Below are 20,335 nucleotides of genomic sequence, written 5' to 3'. Positions count from 1 at the left end.
GCCGAAAGTATGCAAGCCGGTGCTGAATTCAGTCATTAGTTATTGGGGAGTCAAAGTGAAGGCCGTTCATGTAGTCGATTTTGCGCGCTACGCAGTGATTCAGCGGTTCAAGCACGAGTCGGAGGGCCGCCAGCGTCTGCGCGTGCAGGCGCGTTTGGAAGAGGTTCTGGCATGAGTACAAGACAGCCTATTGGCTTTTTCGAGCGCTATTTGTCGGTATGGGTCGCGCTCTGCATCGCCGTCGGCATTGGCCTGGGCAGCCTGTTGCCGGGTCTGTTCCAGACCATGGCCAGTTATGAATACGGCTCGGTCAACTTCATAGTCGCGGTGCTGATCTGGCTGATGGTCTACCCGATGATGGTGTCGGTGGATTTCTCCAGCCTCAAGCGTATTCACGAACGGCCCAAGGGGCTGATCATCACCCTGGTAGTCAACTGGCTGATCAAGCCGTTCACCATGGCGGGCCTGGGGGTGTTGTTCTTTCACTACTTGTTTATCGACCTGATCGATCCCGCCGATGCCAGCCAATATATCGCCGGTTTGATCCTGCTCGGCGCCGCGCCCTGTACCGCCATGGTGTTCGTCTGGTCGCAACTGACCCGAGGCGATGCCACCTATACCCTGGTCCAGGTGGCGCTGAACGACGTGATCATGATCTTCGCCTTCGCGCCCCTGGTCGCCCTGCTGCTCGGGGTCACCGACATCGAGGTGCCCTGGGCGACACTGCTGCTGTCCGTCGGGCTCTACGTGCTGATCCCGCTGATCGCCGGGGTGCTCACCCGCCTGAAGCTCCGCGCCGCCGCCGGCACAGTGGTGGAGGCCGAACAGGCAGTCACTCGTTTCAATGCCCGGGTAAAGCCCCTGTCGGTGCTCGGTCTGCTGGGTACGGTGGTGCTGCTGTTCGGTTTTCAGGGGCAGATCATTCTCGATCAGCCGCTGCTGATTGCCTTGATTGCAGTGCCGTTGCTGATTCAGTCCTACGGTATTTTCGCCATCGCCTATGCGGCGGCACGCGCCTGGAAAGTGCCCTTCAATGTGGCGGCGCCCTGCGCCCTGATCGGCACCTCGAATTTCTTCGAGCTGGCGGTCGCGGTGGCGATCGGTTTGTTCGGCCTCAATTCCGGCGCCGCCCTGGTCACCGTGGTCGGGGTGCTGGTGGAAGTGCCGGTGATGCTGTCGCTGGTCGCCTTCGCCAACCGTACCCAGGGTTGGTTCCCGACGGCGGCGCCGATCTGCGCGGCGGCAGCTGCATCTCAATCTGCAGAACCCCAGGCAGGAGAGTCGCTGCACTCCGGGGCACCTGTTAGCCAATCCCAGCCCCGCGGAAACTGATATGACCAAGTCGCTGCTCCCCCTGTGTGATAACGACGCGACCTATCTCTCGACGGCTAGCGCTGCGGCAGCCCTGGCCGGGGTTTCGATCGAGACACTGAACAGCCGCTGCTTCTGCATCAGCCTGGACAGCGAGGAGTTGCGCGGCGCCCTGGAGTCGACGCTGGGCCAGCCCGGTCTGTTCGAGCTGGTGCAGCAGCGTTGCCCCTATCTGTTCGCTGCGCATCCGGTGTTCATCGCGCCGGCGCACTTGCAGCGCATGGCCGAGGTGATCCGCGCCGTCGAGTCGGTGGTGGCCCTGCCGGCCTACCGTGAACTGGTATTGGCGCGTTCGCCGGCCATCGCGCGGCATGCTCCGGGCGGCGCCAAGGGGGTGTTTTTCGGCTACGACTTCCATGTCACCGAAGGCGCTTTCGGCCTGATCGAGATCAACAGCAATGCCGGCGGGGCGATGCTCAATGCGGTGCTGGCGCGGGCGCAACGAGCCTGTTGCCCGGCCATCGAACAACTGCTGCCGCCAGCGCTACGGGCCGAGACGCTGGAGGCCGGGATCATCGCCATGTTCCGGCAGGAATGGGCCTTGGCCGGTCATGCGCGGCCGCTGCGCAGCATCGCCATCGTCGACGAGGCGCCCGAACAGCAGTACCTGTACCCGGAGTTTCTGCTGTTTCAGCAGCTGTTCCAGCGCCATGGCTTGCAGGCGGTGATCGCCGACCCCGCCGAGTTGAGCTTGAAGAATGGCGTGCTCTGGCATGGCGAGCTGGCCATCGACCTGGTCTACAACCGCCTGACCGATTTCGCTCTTGAAGCCCCGGCCAATGCCACGCTGCGCCAAGCCTATCTTGAGCACGCCAGCCTGCTCACACCACACCCGCAAGCCCATGCCCTGTATGCCGACAAGCGCAACCTGGCGCTGCTCTGCGATGCCGAGCAACTGACCGCGCTCGGGGTGGCCGAGGCCACTCGAGAGCTGCTGCTGGCAGCCATTCCGCATACCGAGTTGGTGGACCCGGCCAATGCCGAGCGCCTGTGGCGCGAACGCAAGCGGCTGTTCTTCAAACCCAGCGCCGGTTATGGCAGCCGCGCCGCCTACCGTGGCGACAAGCTGACCCAGCGCGTCTGGCAGGAGATTCTCGCCGGCGACTACGTGGCCCAGGCCCTGGTGCTGCCGGGGCAACGGGTGATGGCCAGCGATACCCCGGCGCTGAAGTTCGATGTGCGCGACTATGCCTACGACGGTGCGGTGCAATGGGTGGCCGCGCGCCTGTACCAGGGCCAGACCACCAACTTCCGCACCCCGGGCGGCGGTTTCGCGCCGGTCTATCCGGGGCCGTCATCCGGTTGTGCGCCGGGCTGTAACTGATCAGTCAGTCGGCATGCCTGGGCAGCCCCAGGGAAATCAGCGCGGCGAACAGGACGAAGGCCGAGGAAATCCACAGGCACGCCTCCAGCCCATAAGCCTGATAGACCCAGCCCGAGAGCAGGGTGCCGAGCAAGCGGCCCATGGCGTTGGACATGTAGTAGAAGCCCACGTCCAGCGACACGCCGTCGGCCTTGGCGTAGCTGACGATCAGGTAGCTGTGCAGCGATGAATTCACCGCGAACAGCGCACCGAAGACCAGCAGACCGCCGAGCAATACCCAGTGCGCTGACAACCCGCTGTATAAGCCGAGGGCAATCGCCGCAGGTAAACCCGCCAGCAAGGCGGCCCAGACGAAGGCGGCGCGGCCATCCGGCACCTGGCCGCGGGCCTTGCCGCTGATCTTGCGGGTAAGTGCCGGGGCGCAGGACTGGACCAGGCCGTAGCCGATCACCCAGGCGGCGAGAAAGCCGCCGACCATCCAGAAGTCCCAGCCGAACACGCTGGACAGGTACACCGGCAGCGCCACCACGAACCACACATCGCGCGCGCCGAACAGAAACAAGCGCGCGGCCGAGAGGATATTGATTGCCCGGCTCTTCGACAGGATGTCGCGGAACCTGGGTTTGGCCTTGGCCTTGCCTAGATCTTTTTTCAGCAGCAACAGGCTGGCCAGCCAGATCAGCGCCAGCAGCGACGCCATCATTAATAGCGCACCGCGAAAACCGAGCAGGGCGAGCAGGGCGCCGCCGAGGAAAAAGCCCACGCCCTTGAGCGCGTTCTTCGAGCCGGTGAGGATCGCCACCCATTTGTACAGCGTGCCCTGCTGGCTGTCCGGCACCAGCAACTTGATCGAGCTCTTGGCGCTCATCTTGTTCAGGTCTTTGGCGATGCCCGACATGGCCTGCGCGCCCATCACCCAGGCAATGCTCAGCCAGGGGGCCGGTACCGTGAGCATCAGCAAGGCGGCCACCTGCAGGCCCAGGCCGATATTCATGGTGCGATTGAGGCCCAGGCGTGCGCCCAGATAACCGCCGACCAGGTTGGTGATCACGCCGAAGATTTCGTAGAACAGAAACAGCGCGGCGATCTGCAGCGGCGTATAGCCGAGGCTGTGGAAATGCAGCACCACCAGCATGCGCAGGGCGCCGTCGGTGAGGGTGAAGGCCCAGTAGTTGCCGGTTACCAGCAGGTATTGACGGACGCCGGACGAGAGCATGGGAAGGGCAGGCATGGTGTTATCCAGTGGGCGCGGCTTCGGATCGTAGGGTGCGCCATGCGCACCATGGCGCGGTGGTTGGTGCGCGCGGCGCACCCTACAAAGCGGACATGGATCAGGTTTTGTTGTGGTTGATGGCTATGGCCAGGCCCAGCCCAGGTATCAGCCCGCCAAACCGACCAGGCGCGCCAGTTCCACGGTGCGGTTGGCGTAGGCCCATTCGTTGTCGTACCAGGCGTACAGCTTGACCTGGGTGCCGTTGATCACCATGGTCGAGAGCGCATCGATGATCGAGGAGCGCGGGTCGGTGCGGTAGTCGATCGACACCAGCGGACGCTCCTCGAAACCGAGGATGTCCTTCAGCGGGCCATCGGCTGCCGCCTTGAGCAGGGCATTCACCTCATCCACCGTGGTGGCGCGCTCGACTTCGAACACGCAGTCGGTCAGCGAGGCGTTGGCCAGCGGCACGCGCACGGCCAGGCCGTTCAGGCGGCCCTTGAGGTCGGGGAAGATCTCGGCGATCGCGCTGGCCGAACCGGTGCTGGTGGGGATCAGGCTCATGCCCGCAGCGCGCGCGCGACGCAGGTCCTTGTGCGGCTGGTCGAGGATACTCTGGCTATTGGTCAGGTCGTGGATGGTGGTGATCGAACCGTGGCGGATGCCCAGGTGTTGGTGGATCACCTTGACCACCGGTGCCAGGCAGTTGGTGGTGCAGGACGCTGCGGTGACGATGCGGTGCAGCGCCGGGTCGAACAGGTCCTGATTGACGCCCATGACGATATTCAAGGCACCGGCTTCCTTCACCGGCGCGCTGACCACCACGCGCTTGACCCCTTGCTCCAGATAACCCTGCAATATCGCGACGGTCTTCATCTTGCCGCTGGCCTCGATCACCAGATCGCAGCCCGACCAGTCGGTGTCGGCGATGGCCTTGTTGGCGCTGACCTTGACCTGCTTGCCGTCGATCAGGATGCAGTCGCCTGCGCTGCTCGCCTCATGCTGCCAGCGGCCGTGCACCGAGTCGAAATTCAGCAGGTGCGCATGGGTCGCCGCGTCGCCGGCCGGGTCGTTGATCTGCACGAACTCGAACTCCGGCCAGCCCCAGGCGGCGCGCAAGGCCAGGCGGCCGATGCGACCGAAACCGTTGATGCCTACTTTGATGGTCATGATGGCTTCCTTATGCAGTGAATTTGACTATGCAATGAGTTCGATTGCGCAATGAATTTAAAGAGCGCGCTGGTTGACGCGCCTGGACAAGGCTTCGGCGGATTCCTTGCGCTCGGAGTAGCGGTCCACCAGGTAATCCTGGCGCTCGCGCAGCAGCAGGGTGACCTTGACCAGCTCTTCCATCACGTCCACCAGCCGATCATAGAACGATGACGGTTTCATCCGCCCATCGGCGTCGAACTCGAGAAAGGCCTTGGGCACCGAGGACTGGTTGGGGATGGTGAACATGCGCATCCAGCGGCCCAGCACGCGCAGCTGGTTGACCACGTTGAACGACTGCGAGCCGCCGCACACCTGCAGCACCGCCAGGGTCTTGCCCTGGGTAGGGCGGATGGCGCCGATGGCCAGCGGAACCCAGTCGATCTGCGCCTTGAACACCGCGCTCATCGAGCCGTGGCGCTCCGGCGAACACCACACCTGGCCTTCCGACCACTGCATCAGTTCGCGCAGTTCCTGCACTTTGGGATGGCTGTCCGGCGCGGCATCCGGCAAGGGCAAGCCGGCAGGGTCGAACACCCGCGTCTCGGCGCCGAAGCGTTGCAGCAGGCGCGCGGCCTCTTCAACCAGCAGGCGGCTGAACGAGCGCTCGCGGTTCGAGCCGTAGAGCAGCAGGATGCGTGGCGGGTGGCTGAGCGTCAGCGCGCTGGCGAATTTCTCCAGCGTTGGCAGCTCGACCAGTTGGTCATCCAGGTTGGGCAGGTGATCGTCGTCCATCAATTCGCTCCAGTTACGTAGCATCAGCAGCAGGCGGCGAGGCGTGCGGGTCGCTCACCCATGCCGTCGAGGCGCTTGGCGTCGGGGCTGAGCCAATGCTGGTTGGCGCCCAGGGTGGCGTCCAGCACGGCGATCACCCAGTCCGGCAGGTTGGGGTGCAGGCGGTAATACACCCACTGGCCCTGGCGTCGATCCGCCAACAACCCGCAGGTGCGCAATTGCGCCAGATGACGGGAGACCTTGGGTTGGCTTTCGTCCAGCGCGCAGGTCAGCTCGCAGACGCAGAGTTCTTGTTCGGCGGTGATCAGCAGCATCAGGCGTACGCGGGTTTCGTCGGCCAGGCATTTGAAGACGCTGGTCGGGGTCAGCTGTTCTGCCATTGCGGCCCTCATCGTTGCGGCCCTCATCGTTTGGTTTTTACCAGCACGAACATCTTGATCCGTTCATGGATCTCATGCAGGCAGTGGCGGAAGGCATCTGGATCGTCGCTGGGCACCGGATCGGCGAAATTCCAGGTGAGCTGCTCGCCGCTGAACTCGAGGTGCTGGCATTCCTCGGCGGATTTGTCGCACAGGCTGATAACGTATTCGAATTCATCGAAGCGCAATTCGTCGAGCGACTTGCTGCGCAAACCCTGGGTGTCGATGCCCAGGTGCTGCAAGGCCGCAAGGGTGCGCGGGTCGATTGCAGTGGGTGCACTGCCGGCGCTGAAGGCGGCGAAGTTGTTCGGGTCGGTGTGCCTGAGCAGCGCCTCGGCCAGTTGCGAGCGGGCGGCATTGGCTACGCAGACGAACAGCACGCGGGTTTGGTAGGCCATTGCAGGGTCTCGTTTTATATATGGCTGTTGGAATATACGTTTTATCGCATATATCGTAAAGCCGGGCAGGCATGCGCCAGGATGTTCGCCCGATTGCGGTTCGCCTGATAGGTGCAAGTGGCAGGTATAGTGCTGGCTGTGAACGGTTTCTCCCCACCTTTAAACGCAAGCAGCCCATGCACAGACTCGACCTGAAGATTCGCCTGCACTGTGGCGCTGATATTGCCATCGGCCCCGGCAAGGCCGACTTGCTCGAAGCCATCCGGCAAACCGGCTCGATCAGCGCAGCCGCGCGCAGTTTGGGCATGTCCTACCGGCGTGCCTGGCTGCTGGTCGAAACCATGAACCGCTGCTTCAAGGAACCCTTGGTCACCACCCTGGCGGGCGGTCGCCATGGTGGCGGCAGCCAACTGACCGAGATGGGCGCGCGGGTGCTGCAGCGCTACCGTGAACTCTGCGACCAGGCGTTGGCCGCCGTGCAGGATGGCCTGGATGATATTGGCGCCTTGTTGGCCGATCCCGGGCCTGCGAACCAGTAGCGAGACAGCCCTGCCAATTGCCGGCAGAGTCCTGGCTCTATCGCTGAACTTGCTGCCGTTTGATCCGGTCGGATGCAGTAGTGCCGAACATTGGTTTTTGGCCGCTCATTCGCCTGTCGCCGGCGTGGCGGGGTAGCCGTGGCTCATTGGCCCGGCTGCGATCGTCCGGGCCGGCGGATTCACTAACCTTCTGGAGATAACGATCATGCCGAACATCACCAAGTTACTCGCGGTATCCGCCTGCGCGCTGATGCTGTCCGCAATGGTTGCCCCTGAATCCAATCCGTTCATCGGCTCCGCTTATGCCCAGGGCGGTGGCGGTGGCGGTGGCGGCGGTGGCGGTGGCGCAGGAGGTGGTGGCGGTGGCAGCGGTGGCGCAGGAGGTGGTGGCGCTGGTGGCAGTGGCGGTGGCGCGGGCGGCCGTGGTGGCGCCGATGGCGGCGGTGCGGAGGGTTCTGGCGGTTTAGGTGTCGGCCGAGCCAGTGCGGCGGCCGGGCTGGGTGCAGCCAATGGCAAGGCCGAGGCCAGCCGCAGCGACAATCGCGGAGCCACCACCTCGGCCGTGGCCAAGTCCGATGAAACCACCGGCCTGGCCAAGGCCATGGCCGTGGTCGCCAGCACGCCAGCGGCATTGGCGGCGGCTCTGGGTTTGCAGAGCGCGGCCGACAAGCAGGCCGCCAAGGACCTCGCCGATGAGCCCGCAATCGTGGGCAGTGTCGACGCAGAGGTCGAAGTCGAGTAAATCGAACGCGGTAATCCCCTGCAACAGCCCGGCCATTGGCCGGGCTGTTGCGTTTCAGGGGCCAGGGGAATAAAAAAACGGGCGGCCGATGGCCGCCCGCAAGGCATCCCTGGAGAGGATTCGCTTACTTGATCTGGATGCGTTCGAGCAGATAGGCCTTGGCACTGTCGTCACCGACCCGCGCGGCCTCGTCGGCCAGGCGCAGGGCCCGCTCCAGGTCGCGATTGGCCAATGCGGCGTCGATGCCCTGGCGGTAGTAGGCCTGGGTTTCCGGCAGCACGGCCGGCGCAGGCACGCTGGGAACCTGATTGCCCATTTCCATGCCGATGCTGCGTGGCGGCACGTAGCTGTTGGCCTGTTGGCCACCACTCTGATCCTCGATCAGCACCAGCTTGATGATGCCTTCCGGCGCGTGCTTGGCCATCAGGTCGGGGATGTTCGGCGGCTGGTTGCCGCGGGCCTTGGCATAGGCCTTGGCCGGGTGCTCGATGATGGTTTTGCCGGCCATCTGCGCGGCGCTGGTATAGAGCACCAGGTAGCTTTCGTTGCCGGGGTTGTCCAGGTACAGGCGATCCACCCGCACGCGGGCATCCAGGCTGTCGCCCTTGAGGCCCTGGGCGGGTACATAGCTGAAGTCTTCCACGCCGAGCAGGCGGGTGGTGTGGAACCGGCTGTCGAGCAGCATGGCGTTGGGCGCCAGCACGGTATCGCCGGCCTGGCTGTACAGGCGGATCTCGAAGGAGCGGCTGTGCTGCGGCAGTTTGAATGCGCGGAAGAAGCTCTTGCCGCTCTTGAACTCGAAGGCCGGGGCGTGGCGATCGATCACCACGTTGCCGCTGAAACCGGGTTCGAGCGGGGTATAGGGCAGGGTGCTGAGACCGCTGCAGCAGTTCGGCGCCGCCCTGAGGGCTTGCACGGCCGAATCCTGGGAAATATTGAGGGGCGCGGGTGCCTGGCTCAGGGCATCGACACGGCGCAGGGAATCGCCGGCGCAGCCTGCCAGCAGCAGTCCGAGCAGCGCGATGCTGGTTGTTTTGAAGTGCGGCATGGTTGTTCCTCTTATTGTGTTCACGCCTGTGAGCCCGGTTCACGCGCTTGGGTATGGGTGAGCGGCCTCTTCGAAAAAGGGCCCCGGCCTGTTGCAGGTCCGGGGCAAAAACTACTGGAGCAGCGTTTGAAGCATCGACCGGCTAAAGCCCCCGGATGCAACGGGGGCCCGCCAGGTAGGGGTTGCGCGACAGCTCAGCAGCAGGCTGTTACCACCAGGCTTCGGCTTGTACGCCGAAGGTCAGGCCATTGTCGTCGCCGACCTCGACCGACTCGCTGGCGGCGTTGTACTTGTCGCCGTCCCACATGGCGTAGGTGGCGAACACGCGGATCTGCGGGCGAGCCCAGAAGCTGCTGCCGGCCGACCACTGCTGGGCCAGGGTGATCTTCTTCAGGTCGACGGTGTCGGCGCCATCGGCTTGCGGATCGATCTGGTCATAGCCGAACTCCAGGGCGGTGCTCATCACGTTGTCCCACTTGTAGACGGGACGCACGCCCAAGGACAACCATTCCTGGCCGGAGTCGTTGTCGAAGTCTTTGTTCTCGTAGATCTGCACGTACATCATTTCGATGTTGTCGCTGAGCGCCACGACGCCCTGGTTGACCAGGCGCTGCATGTCGCCGTCGCTGTTGCCGGTGCTGTTGCGCCCGCTGGAACCGATGATGCCGTCGGTGCCGTACTGCAGGGCGAGTTTGTTGAAGCCGCCGAACCAGTTGCCCTGGACGTGCTCCACGGTGAGCAGGTGACCTTTCTGGTCCTGGTAGCCCGGGTCCTTCTCCTGCAGATCGGTCAGGTTGGCCTTGCCGAAGTCGTAGCCGAACTCCAGCTTGCCGTCGGTGTTGAAGGCGATGTCGTTGAGACGGAAGTCGAAGGTGTCATTGGCCACGTTGGTGCCGGTGCCGGCGCCCTGATAGGTCCAGTCGCCATCGGTGTTGCGCACCCAGGCGACGTGCGCCTTGGCGAAACCCAGGTCGATGTTCTCGACACCGGCGCCGGGGCCGGAGACATCCCAGTAGTAGTAGTCGTTGATGTGCACGTCATGGCGCTGGTAGTAGCGCTTGCCGGCCCACAGGGTCGAGCCCGGCAGCATGCTCAGGATGTTCTTGCCCTGCACGTTGAACTGGCGGATCGAGCTGGTGCCGTCGCCGAATGGATTGTCTTCGCTATCGGTGGCTTCCCAGTCGTTCTCCTGGCCGGAGACGTAGGCGATCATGCTGTCGACGTAGAAGCTCTGCTCCCCTTCCTTCCAGACTTCCTGGCCGAGGCCGATCTCCGCATAGGTCTCGCACTCGTTGCCCAGGCGGTATTTGGCCGGGGCGCCGGCGGCCTGGAAACAGGCCTGGTCACCGCCGCCAGCGGTGGCGCCGATACCGGAACGCAGGTAGCCATGGAAATCCACGGCCAGGGCCGGGGTCGCCAGGAGCATGGCGGCGAGCAGGGCGCTGGGCCGGAATAGTTGTGCAGGTTGGATCTTGCTCATCGTGGGTCCTTTTTTTGTTTTTGGATTCAGGGCGGCCGGAGCCTTGCGCACTGCCCGTTCGGGCATTTGCCGGCGGGGTGGGCGTCCTCGTTGGCGTGACGACACTCGACCCGCAGGCTCGACCGCACCAGGGGGTACCGAGGGCGGCGGCTGAGGTAAGCGTCATGGATCGGCCACCCGCGCCACATCCTCCCCGGCAGTTTTTTTCAAGGCTGAGTGTCCGGGGCGTAGCGCCGTGGAGTCGGGTAGGGGGTGGGGTGAGGTGGCGTCTACGCCTGCCAGCTACGCCGCAAGAAAGTGCCCAGGGGAGGTATGGCGCTGGCGCGCGCAGCGCCAAGCTGGCGCGGCTGAGTGGACCCAGGTGTCCGCCCGCGCAACACATCCCCTGTAGTCGGATGCTCTCTACAACTAAAAAAATGGAGCTCTACGATGAAACGATACCTGCGACTTGCCGGGTTGGTCCTGGCATTGACGCCCTTGGCGTACCCCTACGGCAGCCTGCTCGAGGCGGCCGAAGCCGCGGGCAAATCGCCGAATGGCGTGCGCTACCACGGCGGCGACGAAATCATCCTGCAAGGCTTTCACTGGAACGTCGTGCGCACCGCTCCCAACAACTGGTACAGCACCCTCGCCGGCATGGCACCGAGCATCGCCGCGGACGGTTTCAGCGCCATCTGGATGCCGGTGCCGTGGCGCGACTTCTCCAGCTGGAGCGACTCCAGCAACGGCACCTCGGGCGGCGGCGAGGGCTACTTCTGGCACGACTTCAACAAGAACGGCCGCTACGGCAGCGACAGCCTGCTCAAGCAGGCTGCCAGCGCGCTGAACGGTGCCGGGGTCAAACCGATCTACGACGTGGTGCCCAACCACATGAACCGCGGCTATCCGGACAAGGAAATCAACCTGCCGGCGGGCCAGGGCCTGTGGCGCAACGATTGCGCCGATCCCGGCAACTACCCCAACGACTGCGACGACGGCGACCGCTTTGTCGGCGGCGATGCCGACCTCAACACCGGTCACCCGCAGAACCAGGCGATGTTCCAGCAGGAGTTCGCCAACCTGCGCAACAACTACGGCGGCGCGGGGCTGCGCTTCGATTTCGTCCGTGGCTACGCCGGCGAGCGGGTCGACAGCTGGATGGGCCAGGCCCACGACGACGGCTTCTGCGTCGGCGAGCTGTGGAAGGCTCCGGGCGAGTATCCGAGCTGGGACTGGCGCAACGGCGCGAGCTGGCAGCAGATCCTCAAGGACTGGTCGGACCGGGCCAAGTGCACCATCTTCGACTTCGCCCTCAAGGAACGCATGCAGAACGGCAGCGTCAGCGACTGGCGTCATGGCCTGAACGGCAACCCCGACCCACGCTGGCGCGAGGTGGCGGTGACCTTCGTCGACAACCATGACACCGGCTATTCGCCCGGCCCCAACGGCGGCCAGCACCACTGGCCGTTGCCCGATCACCTGCTCAAGCGGGCCTATGCCTATATCCTCGCCAGCCCCGGCATGCCGGTGGTCTATTGGTCGCACATGTATGACTGGGGGTACGGCGACTTTATTCGCCAGCTGATCCAGATCCGCCGTGCGGCGGGGATCAAGGCCGACTCGGCGATCCAGTTCCACGCGGGGTTCAGCGGCCTGGTGGCGACCGTCAGCGGTAGTCAGCAGCAACTGCTGATCGCCCTCGACTCCAACCTCGAAGGCCCCGGCCAGGTGGCCAGTGGCGACTTCAGTCAGGCGTTGACCAGCGACAACGGTCAGGTGCGCATCTGGCGCACCGGCACCGGCACCGGCACCGGCAGTGGTGGCGACGGCGATCTGGTCAGCGTGAATTTTCGCTGCGACAACGGCGTGACCCAGCCGGGTGACAGCGTCTATGCGGTGGGCAACAGCAGCGAACTGGGCAACTGGAGCCCGGCCGCCGCCGTGCTGCTGAGCGACACCAGCGGCTATCCGACCTGGCGCGGTGCGATCAGCCTGCCCGCGCAGCAGGCCCTCGAATGGAAATGCATCATTCGTAATGAAAGCAACCCGACCCAGGTCAAGAGCTGGCAGCCGGGTGCCAACAACAGCCTGACCAGCGCCGCCGGTGCCTCCACCAGCGGTAGCTTCTGAGCCTGCCGGGCCGACGGGGCGACCCGCCGGCCCGGCCCTTATCGATTGGAGAGAAGGATGTTGTCCTCCATTGCCAACAGGTTCGCCGCGCTCGAGTTCGGCTTCCTGTCCCGGCTCTACCTACTTATCGCGGCGCTAGCCCTGTTGCTGGTGTTGCTGGGCGGCAGCAGCCTGGCCGCCATCGCCGACCTGCAGGGCAACAGTGAGCGCCTCGCGCGCACCGCTGCGCGGCTGCAGGCCAGCCAGAACTTTTTCAGCGCCCTGCAAGGCCTGACCCAGAATATTTCCGATGCCCTGGGTGCGGAGCGCGCCGAGGATCTCGAGGCGTTCGTCGCCGAACACCGGCAGCGCGCCGAGCAGGTCGGCGCGCGCCTCGAGCGCATGCGCGGCAGCGGCAGCAGCCCGGAGCAGCCGGCCCTGGCGCTGCTGGTGCAGCTGCTGCCGCAGCTAGATGCGCAGAGCCAGGCGCTGCTGCAGGCGCAGCGTCAGTTGCTGGAGCGGGTCGACAAGACCGCGGTGGCGCTGCGCGATCTGCAGCTGCAGCTGTCGCGCTTCAAGCAGGATCTGCTCAGGGTGCAGGCCGGCACCAAGGACGACTACGTGGCCTACTCGCTCAAGCAGTTCATCATTCCCCTGGAACAGGTCGAGGCGCTGATCTTCGATGCCGTCGGCAGCGCATCGTTGCAGCGCCTGGAGCAGGCCGAGGTCAAGGTCAGGGAACGCCTGCCGAACCTGCGCGACAAGCTGGGCCGGGTGCTCGACGACCTCAAGCCGCACCAGGACAGCCGCACCGACTACGCCCACACCTACCTGGGCGAATTCGCCGAGATCGAGCGCAACATCCTCCTCGACGGCCAGGGTACCCTGGGCCAGTACGCCGGCTGGCTCGCCGACAAGCAGCGCAACCACGAGCGCAAGCGCCTGCTGCAGGGGCTGCAGGGGCAGGTGGGAGAGCAGGTCGAGCGGCTGATCGAGGCGGGCGAGCGGGACGCCCAGGCCCAACTCGAGCAGGCGCGGGCGACCTACCGCAGCGGTTTCGACCGCCTGCTGTGGCTGGCCGCGCTGTCGCTCGGCATCGCCCTGGGCATGGGCGTGTGGCTCAGCCGCACCATGCGCCGGGCCCTGGGCGCGGTTTCCGGCGCCCTGAACCGGCTGGCCGAGGGCGACCTGCGCGGCCAGTGCGATTACCGCCGTGCGGATGAATTCGGCCGGGTCGCAGCGGACGTCAACCGGGTCGCCGGCAACCTGCGCGATGCCCTGGCCCGGCTGGGCCACGCCGCCAACGAACAGGACGCCATCGCCCGCAGCAATACCGGTTCCTGCGCCGAGGCGCGTGAGGGCCTGGAACAGCAGCGTTCGAGCATCGGTGCGCTGGCGACCAGCCTGACCCAGCTGGAGTCGAGCTTCGCCGAGGTCGCCCGGCATGCCGAGGACACGGCCGAGCGGGTCGGCAGCGTCGAGGATCGGGTGAGCGACGGCAGCCGCATCATGACCGGCACCATCGGTAGCACCCGCGAACTGGCCGAGCAGCTGCAGGGCAGCGTGGACGAAATCGCCAAGGTCGAAGCCTTCAGTGCCCAGATCGGGCAGATCCTCGAGGTGATTCGCGGCATCGCCGAGCAGACCAACCTGCTGGCCCTGAATGCCGCGATCGAGGCCGCCCGGGCCGGCGAACAGGGTCGAGGCTTCGCTGTGGTCGCCGATGAAGTGCGCAACCTGGCCCTGCGTACGGCCAGCTCGACCGGGGAGATCCGGTCGCGTATCGAGTGTCTGGTCCAGGGTATCCAGGTGGCGGTGCAGTCGGTGGAGCTGAGCCGGCAGCGCATGCAGGCCAACCTCGCCCAGGTCAGTCAGGCCGACGGCGTGATGCAGCAGATTCGCGAGCAGGTCGGCGATATCGCCGGCATGTCGCGGCAGATCAGCCAGGCCACCGCCCAGCAGCAACAGGCGGCCGAGGAGGTGACGCGCAGCATGCATGCCATTCACGCGGTGGCCGAGTGCAATATGCAGCGCCTCGTCGGCATCAGCGAAACCAGTGTGCGCCAGGCGGCAATGGTCGCCGAACAGCAGGCGCTGTGTGGCCGCTACCTGACCTGAGGGGGCAACGCCCGGTGCGCATGGCGCACCCTACGGCATCCGGCGCGACCAATATGGCGGCTGCGCCGCGCGCACCAGCAGACGCTCTCGCGACGGCGCTCGATATGTTCACAAGCTCTGGCGTAGGGTGCGCCGTGCGCCCCATGGCCTATCCTTGCGGGGCGATCAACGTTGAGGCGACAGGGAATGTCCGACTACCGCCGCGCCCGGGATCCGGGTGCCTGCTATTTCTTCACTCTAGTGACCCACCAGCGCCAGCCCGTGCTGACCCAGCCGAGGCTGCGCGAAGCCCTGCGCCTGGCCATCGTCCAGGTGCGTCAGCGTTATCCCTTCACTATTGCTGGTTGGGTGCTGCTGCCCGATCACCTGCATTGCCTGTGGCAGCTGCCCGCGGGCGATGCCGACTTCGGCCTGCGCTGGTCGCTGATCAAGCGGTTGACCAGCCAGGCGCTACCCCGCGCGCCGGGGGCGATCAGCCTGAGCCGTTGCTTGCGCCGCGAGTCCGGGTTGTGGCAACGGCGCTTCTGGGAACACCGCATCCGCGATGACGAGGATTACCGCCGGCACCTGGACTATCTGCACTGGAACCCGGTGCGCCATGGTTTGGTCGAGCGGGTGGCCGACTGGCCCTGGTCGAGCTATCACCGCCTGGTGCGCGAAGGCGTATACCCGGCGGATTGGGGCGGTGGCGGGGACGCGGAGGGCGCGGTCGGCGAGTGACCGCGCAAGCCGCGGTGCGCACGGCGCACCCTACGAAATGCGGTGCCTTGCGGCGGTGCTGGGTTGGCAGCGGTCCCGTAGGGTGCGCCGTGCGCACCGGGGTTAAACGCCGATCTGTCAGGCTAGCGACCGGTCAAATTGCTGTCGCAGAATGGGGTGGCATTTGGCGAAGAATCGCGCAAGTCGCGGTGCGCATGGCGCACCCTACGGCGTGCGCTGCTGGGGGCTCTTTCGTAGGTTAACCACCGACCTGCCAGGCCAGGGCCTGTTCCCGTGCCTGTTCGAGTTGTTGTCGCCAGGCAGCCACGGGCCTGTCTTGCAGCAGGTCCAGGCGTTGTAACTCCGAGCCCTGAGCGTCCAGGCATTCCGTCAGCCAATCCAGGCGTTGCAGGGTCAGGGGGGTGCAGGTCTGGCCTTGCAGGTCGTCGTCCAGGTCGCTCCAGTGCGAGCGCCAGGCTTCGCGCAGGTAGAGGCGGGCGAGGTCGTGGCGCAGGGCCTGTTGCCAGTCGCCGATGATGCCATCCAGCCAGGTCAATACGTCGTGGCATGCCCCGCACCGGGCCAGGGTGTGGCGCAGGTGCTGGTAGCACTCCAGGGCGATGCGTTTTTCCAGTTCCAGGGCGCTGAGGGCGGCGGCGCTACCCCGGCGCTGTTCCAGCTCGAGCAGGTAGGCGTAGTAGCTGCGGGTTTCGAAGCGTTCGGCGGCGTGGCACTGCGGGGTCAGCAGGCCGTTGCTGTTGCAGGCGCGCAAGGGGTCGAAGCGGTACATATAGCCGAAGTCGAACAGGCGGATCTGGCCGTCGTCGAGCAGGTTGCCCGGGCACAGGTCCCAGTCGAAGAAGCCCAGTTGCAATAGCGCCGAGAGGCTGGCGAACAGCTGCAGCAGGCGGCGCTCGTCCCACTCCTGTACGGCTTCGCCGGCGATCCAGGGCGACAGCAGCAGGCCCTGGCGATAGCTGGCGTACTGGGTGGCGACTATCCCGCTTAGCGCCGCGGCCCAGGCCGGTTGCTGTTTCAGGGCCTGCAGTTCGGCGCGGCGCTGCACCTCGTTGAGAAAGGAGGTTTGGCCGTTGAGGTTCTGCACCTTGCAGTGCGCCCGCGCGCGCTTGAGCGTCCAGAGTCTGCCGTCGGCCTCGATCTGGTAGACCTCGGCGGTCAGGCCGCTGGCGAAGTGGCGACGCACCCAGGGGCTGGCGGCCGTGGTCAGCAGCAGTTGTTCGATGGGCAGCGGACAGTCGGCGGCCTGGCCGACCTGGATGTCGGCGTTGCTGGCGGCGAAGGCCAGTTGGGCCTGCTGGCGTTGTTGTTCCGGGGTCATATCGGTACCTCTGGGGGAGCTGGTGCGCACGGCCTAGGCGGCCCCGCGCACCCTACGGGGTTCGCGTTGTCGCAGGGTGCGCTGTGCGCACCAAGGTTTTTACGGCCCTTGAACGATCACCACCTTGTCTTCGCCGAGGCGGCGGGCGAAGGCGTAGGGCTGGCTGGATAGCCGTTGGTGGCTGCCGGCCCCGATGGCGGGGTGGCGCGCGCGGAACTGGCCGAGGATGCGCCAGTGGTCGAGCAGGGCGGCGATGGGCGGCTGCTGGTGCGCCGCCCAGTTCATCGACGAGCGCGTGCCCTGATACGGGTCGGAGCTGCTGGGGCCGAGGCGGCGGGCGCTTTCGTCGCCGTAGTAGATCTGCACCGCGCCGGGGCTGAGCAGCAGGGCCGCGGCCAGGCCCTGTTGGCGCGTCAGGTCATTGTGCTGTTCGGCGAAGAACAGCGAGGTGTCGTGGGACGAGGCGTAGCTCATGAAGTTGTGCCCAGGGCTGTTCTGCAGCAGCCCGGCGTATTCGTCGTAGCCGCTATCGGCCTGGCTCAGGCAGTCGCTGGCCTTGGCCGCCAGTTCGCCCTGGAAGGCGAAGTTGATCAGGGCGTCGAAGCCGTTGCTCTGGTAGACGTTGGCCTGGGGGCCGTGGCCGAATACTTCGCCAACCATCCAGAACGGACTGCCGCTCATGGGATCAAGGGGGTTGGCGGCCGACCACTCGGCGCGGGCCTGGTCGGCCGCCTGGCGTAGCGCCGCCCAGCTGTCCAGCTCGACATGCCTGACGGTGTCGGCGCGAAAACCGTCGACGCCGAACTCGCGTACCCAGAACGTCAGCCATTCCACCAGATAGTCACGCACCCGGTAGCCCTCGCGCGGCACCGCACGAGTATCGGCCTTGCGCAGCAGAAAGGGCGGCAGCGTCACGGCCTGCTCACTTTCGGTCTTGAAGTCGGGAAGGAACGCCAGCAGGCCCTTGAGCGGATCGACCAGCACGCTCGGCGGGCTGTCGTAGTCGGCGATGCCGGCCCGCAGCCAGTCCTTGCCCCACCATTGCTTCCAGTCCGGGTGCTGGTAGTCGAGCAGGTTGTGGTAGGCGTGCAGGTTCTCGTAGCTCTCCGGCTGCCAGTCGCTCCAGCGCTGCGGCAGGTACTGGGCCATGCCGTCGCGCAGGCCGCCGAAGCCGAGTTCCTGCATATCGGCCAGGGTCGAGTAGCCGGGGTGGTTGAGCACCACGTCGAACAGCACGCGGATGCCGCGGGCGTGGGCCTGGGCGATCAGCTCGCGCAGGTCGTCCTCGCTGCCCATATTGGCGTCCAGGCGGGTGAAATCCAGGGCGTAGTAGCCGTGATAGGCGTAGTGACGAAAGTCGCCCTGGTCGCCGCCGCCGACCCAGCCGTGGATCTGTTCAATGGGCGCGCTGATCCACAGCGCACTGATCCCAAGCTGCTGCAGGTAGTCGAGCTGGCCGGTCAGGCCCTTGAGGTCGCCGCCGTGGAAGGTGCCGATTTCCTGCTCGCCGTCGGGCTGGCGACCGTAGCTGCGGTCGTTGCTCGGGTCGCCGTTGGCGAAGCGATCGGTGAGGGCGAAATACACCGTGGCGTTGCGCCAGTCGTGGGCCGGCTTGGCTTGCGCCGCGGCGGCTTCGAGCAACAGCAGGCCGCCGCTGTGGGGGGCCGGGGTCATCCGCACCTGGCCGTCTTCGACCGTCGCCAGTTGTCCGCTATAGCCATCGCGCAGCTGTTGGCCGTCGGCGAATACCCGGCTGACATCGACGCTCAGGGCCTGGCCCTGCCAAGCTGTGCAGGCGACCTGACTGACGGCCGCCGCCTTGATCGGCAGCAGGCGCAGGTGCGCGTCGTCGCCGTCCTGGAACAGCAAACGATAGCGTCCGGCCGTCGGTACCTGCAGGCTCAGGTGACTGTCGGCCTGCCAGGCCTGGCGCTGGTAGAGCGCCAGGGCCTGCGCCGGCTCCACGCTGGCGGGGCCGCGCAGGGTCAGCAGGCCGGGCTGCAGCTCCAGTTCGCTGCTGTAACGCTGCCTAGCTTCGCTGTGCCAGAGCAGCTGCAGCGGCTGCTGGTCGAGCCAGGCCTGCAACTGCGGGGCTGCCTGGGCAAGAGGACTGAGCATGGCGATAAGCAGACTGGCGAGCAGCGGTGACGAGCGGCGCATGAACTTCTCCCGGTACGGTTGAGCCGCCATTGAAGTCGGTTTTTGCCGTCTGCGGCAGGCGTGGAAAGGGCCGGTGCGCATACTTTTTTTCGCTGGCGGCTGGCAGACTACGCCCCCGTCTCTACGCCCTCGCGAGCTGCGCCGGGGGAGGATGTGGCGCTTGTGGTTCTGTCCGAGGATGCAAGGGCTGCGCGACCATTCACCGGCCTGCAGCGGTTGTGGATCAACAACAAGAAGCCACGAGGACTCTCACCCAATGAACAAAAAGCTATTTAGTGCTGCCGCCATCGGCCTGGCCGCCACCCTGAGCCTGCCGCTATCGGTTCAGGCGGCCATCGAGGAAGGCAAGCTGGTTATCTGGATCAATGGCGACAAGGGCTACAAGGGCCTGGCCGAGGTCGGCGAGAAGTTCACCGCCGACACCGGGATCAAGGTCGAAGTGGCGCACCCCGACAGCGCTACCGACAAGTTCCAGCAGGCCGCCGCCACCGGTAACGGTCCGGACATCTTTATCTGGGCCCATGATCGCCTCGGCGAATGGGCGCAGAGCGGGCTGATCGCGCCGATCAATCCGAGTGCCAAGAACAAGGCCGAGATCGAGGACTTCGCCTGGGACGCGGTAACCTACCAGGGCAAGCTGTGGGGCTACCCGATGGCAGTGGAAGCCACCGGTCTGATCTACAACAAGGCGCTGGTGCCGACCCCGCCGAAAAACTTCGACGAGGTATTGGCGCTCAACGTCGAGCTGGCCAAAGACGGCAAGCGCGCGATCCTCTGGGACTACAACAACACCTACTTCACCTGGCCGCTGCTGGCGGCCAACGGCGGTTATGCCTTCGCCGAAGTGGACGGCGGCTACGACGTCAGCCAGACCGGGGTCAACAGCGCCGGCGCCAAGCAGGGCGCGGCCGTGCTCAAGCAATTGATCGATGCCGGGGTGATGCCCAAGGGTGCGGATTACAGCGCAGCCGAGGCAGCCTTCAACAAGGGCGAGTCGGCGATGTTCATCAGCGGGCCCTGGGCCTGGTCGAACATCCAGAAGAGCGGCATCGACTTCGGCGTCGCGCCGATCCCCGCCGTGGGCGAGGCCGCCAGCCGGCCGTTCACCGGGGTGATGGCCGCGACCCTGAACGCCGCCAGCCCCAACCAGGCATTGGCCGTGGAGTTCCTCGAGAACTACCTGCTGCAGGTCGAAGGGCTGAAGACGGTCAATGCCGATGTGCCCCTGGGTGCGGTGCCGAACAAGGCCTATATGGCCGAGCTGGCCAACGATCCGTTGATCAAGGCCACCTTCGACAACGCCGCCATGGGCCGGCCGATGCCCAATGTCCCGGAAATGGGCAGCTTCTGGTCGGCCATGGCCCCGGCGCTGACCAATATCACCTCCGGTCGCCAGACCGTGGACGCTGCGCTGGATGACGCTGCCAAGCGTATCGCCAAGTGACAACCGGCG

The 20,335-nt window shown here is 65.6% G+C and carries 17 protein-coding genes and 1 pseudogene; 9 read left to right on the top strand and 9 right to left on the bottom strand.

Translation table 11 applies throughout. The features are described from left to right. Window positions 1-171: 171 nt before the first annotated feature. Complete coding sequence (arsB, locus tag G9C89_RS19160) at window positions 172-1,332, top strand: ACR3 family arsenite efflux transporter (RefSeq protein WP_172151075.1); 1,161 nt, start codon at window positions 172-174, stop codon at window positions 1,330-1,332. A 1-nt stretch (window position 1,333) separates the two neighbouring features. Then, window positions 1,334-2,695: a hypothetical protein gene (locus G9C89_RS19155; protein ID WP_256674327.1), complete on the top strand. Its 1,362-nt coding sequence runs from the start codon at window positions 1,334-1,336 to the stop codon at window positions 2,693-2,695. Window positions 2,696-2,699: 4 nt separating this feature from the next. On the opposite strand, the gene arsJ is transcribed toward G9C89_RS19155, so the two are convergent. From arsJ to G9C89_RS19130, 5 genes are all read right to left on the bottom strand, one after another. Further along, window positions 2,700-3,926 (bottom strand): organoarsenical effux MFS transporter ArsJ, encoded by a 1,227-nt coding sequence (gene arsJ, locus G9C89_RS19150; RefSeq protein WP_172151073.1) that lies wholly within the window; start codon window positions 3,924-3,926, stop codon window positions 2,700-2,702. A 147-nt stretch (window positions 3,927-4,073) separates the two neighbouring features. Next, a complete protein-coding gene (locus G9C89_RS19145; RefSeq protein WP_172151071.1) occupies window positions 4,074-5,078 on the bottom strand; it encodes an ArsJ-associated glyceraldehyde-3-phosphate dehydrogenase in 1,005 nt (334 codons plus the stop codon). Between the two features lie 57 nt (window positions 5,079-5,135). After that, entirely contained in the window at window positions 5,136-5,852 is a 717-nt protein-coding gene (arsH, locus tag G9C89_RS19140; RefSeq protein ID WP_172151069.1) for an arsenical resistance protein ArsH, read from the bottom strand. 23 nt (window positions 5,853-5,875) lie between these two features. Further along, the gene (locus G9C89_RS19135; protein ID WP_172151058.1) at window positions 5,876-6,232 is read right to left on the bottom strand and encodes a metalloregulator ArsR/SmtB family transcription factor; all 357 of its coding nucleotides are present in this window, start codon (window positions 6,230-6,232) and stop codon (window positions 5,876-5,878) included. Between the two features lie 23 nt (window positions 6,233-6,255). Beyond that, entirely contained in the window at window positions 6,256-6,669 is a 414-nt protein-coding gene (locus G9C89_RS19130) for an arsenate reductase ArsC (protein ID WP_172151056.1), read from the bottom strand. Between the two features lie 176 nt (window positions 6,670-6,845). Here G9C89_RS19130 and G9C89_RS19125 point away from each other — a divergent pair, with 176 nt between their 5' ends. Together G9C89_RS19125 and G9C89_RS19120 are read left to right on the top strand one after the other, a co-directional pair. After that, window positions 6,846-7,208 carry a winged helix-turn-helix domain-containing protein gene (locus G9C89_RS19125; protein ID WP_172151054.1) on the top strand — a complete coding sequence of 121 codons (363 nt, stop codon included), beginning with the start codon at window positions 6,846-6,848 and terminating at the stop codon, window positions 7,206-7,208. 205 nt (window positions 7,209-7,413) lie between these two features. Beyond that, window positions 7,414-7,950 (top strand): hypothetical protein, encoded by a 537-nt coding sequence (locus G9C89_RS19120; RefSeq protein WP_172150819.1) that lies wholly within the window; start codon window positions 7,414-7,416, stop codon window positions 7,948-7,950. Between the two features lie 124 nt (window positions 7,951-8,074). On the opposite strand, the gene G9C89_RS19115 is transcribed toward G9C89_RS19120, so the two are convergent. Continuing rightward, window positions 8,075-8,998, bottom strand: a complete 924-nt coding sequence (locus tag G9C89_RS19115) for a MalM family protein (RefSeq protein ID WP_172151052.1) — start codon at window positions 8,996-8,998, stop codon at window positions 8,075-8,077. Between the two features lie 208 nt (window positions 8,999-9,206). Continuing rightward, the gene (locus G9C89_RS19110) at window positions 9,207-10,478 is read right to left on the bottom strand and encodes a maltoporin (protein WP_172151050.1); all 1,272 of its coding nucleotides are present in this window, start codon (window positions 10,476-10,478) and stop codon (window positions 9,207-9,209) included. A 429-nt stretch (window positions 10,479-10,907) separates the two neighbouring features. Here G9C89_RS19110 and G9C89_RS19105 point away from each other — a divergent pair, with 429 nt between their 5' ends. The 4 genes and pseudogenes from G9C89_RS19105 (at window position 10,908) to G9C89_RS19095 (ending at window position 15,404) form a co-directional block, all read left to right on the top strand. After that, window positions 10,908-12,587: a glucan 1,4-alpha-maltotetraohydrolase domain-containing protein gene (locus tag G9C89_RS19105; RefSeq protein WP_172151048.1), complete on the top strand. Its 1,680-nt coding sequence runs from the start codon at window positions 10,908-10,910 to the stop codon at window positions 12,585-12,587. 57 nt (window positions 12,588-12,644) lie between these two features. Beyond that, window positions 12,645-13,829, top strand: a pseudogene (locus tag G9C89_RS25585) (hypothetical protein); the annotation flags it as partial. Between the two features lie 246 nt (window positions 13,830-14,075). Next, window positions 14,076-14,684, top strand: coding sequence for a methyl-accepting chemotaxis protein (locus tag G9C89_RS25580; protein ID WP_390623849.1), 609 nt, complete (start codon window positions 14,076-14,078; stop codon window positions 14,682-14,684). A gap of 186 nt (window positions 14,685-14,870) precedes the next feature. Continuing rightward, on the top strand, window positions 14,871-15,404 hold the full coding sequence (locus G9C89_RS19095) for an REP-associated tyrosine transposase (RefSeq protein ID WP_172151044.1): 534 nt from the start codon (window positions 14,871-14,873) through the stop codon (window positions 15,402-15,404). 238 nt (window positions 15,405-15,642) lie between these two features. On the opposite strand, the gene G9C89_RS19090 is transcribed toward G9C89_RS19095, so the two are convergent. Further along, window positions 15,643-16,722, bottom strand: coding sequence for a hypothetical protein (locus G9C89_RS19090; protein ID WP_172151042.1), 1,080 nt, complete (start codon window positions 16,720-16,722; stop codon window positions 15,643-15,645). A gap of 99 nt (window positions 16,723-16,821) precedes the next feature. Continuing rightward, complete coding sequence (locus G9C89_RS19085; RefSeq protein WP_172151040.1) at window positions 16,822-18,882, bottom strand: alpha-amylase; 2,061 nt, start codon at window positions 18,880-18,882, stop codon at window positions 16,822-16,824. A 256-nt stretch (window positions 18,883-19,138) separates the two neighbouring features. Between G9C89_RS19085 and malE the strand changes: the two genes are divergently transcribed. Beyond that, window positions 19,139-20,326: a maltose/maltodextrin ABC transporter substrate-binding protein MalE gene (gene malE / locus G9C89_RS19080; protein WP_172151038.1), complete on the top strand. Its 1,188-nt coding sequence runs from the start codon at window positions 19,139-19,141 to the stop codon at window positions 20,324-20,326. The last annotated feature ends 9 nt before the right edge of the window (window positions 20,327-20,335 follow it).

The sequence above is a fragment of the Pseudomonas tumuqii genome (assembly GCF_013184545.1).
Taxonomy (GTDB): domain Bacteria; phylum Pseudomonadota; class Gammaproteobacteria; order Pseudomonadales; family Pseudomonadaceae; genus Aquipseudomonas; species Aquipseudomonas tumuqii.
Note: the sequence above shows the minus strand (reverse complement) of the source record. Positions and strands in the feature narration are given on the sequence as shown.